Raw genomic sequence first — 634 nt, forward strand, 5'->3', positions numbered from 1 at the left:
AGACATGCGCAGGAAGCATTCGACTCAATAAACCTCTACAAAACTGCAATAAAAAAGACGCGAGATGATCGCGTCTTTTTTAAATCTACAACGGAAACTATTTGTTTCTGCCGAAGCTGCCATCCGATAGACGGAAGAACATAACCGAATGATCGCTCTTTTCCAGTTGCAACATATCTAACTGGCCGTTTTCTGAGAGTTTAAAACGGATGAGTTGCCCCTGCTTGATATGGCTCAGTGGCTTATCGCTTCCTTCTATTTTTACTAAGGCGCTAAGGTCAGCCATAGAAAGCTGATTGTTGCGAAAAACTTGAGCTAACGTATCACCATTCTTCACATGGTACTCTTTCCAGTCTTCTGACTTAGGCCCCGAGTTTTGCGACGTACGTTGCTGACTCAGGCTTTGCGCATTTAACTGGATCGCAACACGCTGGCTATCCCCTTCACCCTGCGGTTCGACTAACGGTTCCGTTTTTTTCGGTAACGGTACAATCAGAAGTAGAAGTAATAATGGCATTAACACCATCAAAGCTCGTTGATGGAATTTAGGTAAGCGCTGCCAAAATGCCTTGATTGGTTCTACACGTTCCAACCACTTATTTTTGTTGAACGGCTGCTTCCAGTTGATAGCAGC

1 protein-coding gene is annotated in these 634 nt (G+C 44.3%); it reads right to left on the reverse strand.

Features of this window, described 5'->3' with window-relative positions:
* Positions 1–97: 97 nt before the first annotated feature.
* Positions 98–634, reverse strand: a 537-nt coding sequence (locus R7Q48_RS28400; protein WP_318133668.1) for a LysM-like peptidoglycan-binding domain-containing protein, incomplete at its 5' end; no start/stop codon positions are given.

The sequence above is a fragment of the Vibrio sp. 378 genome, from assembly GCF_033339435.1.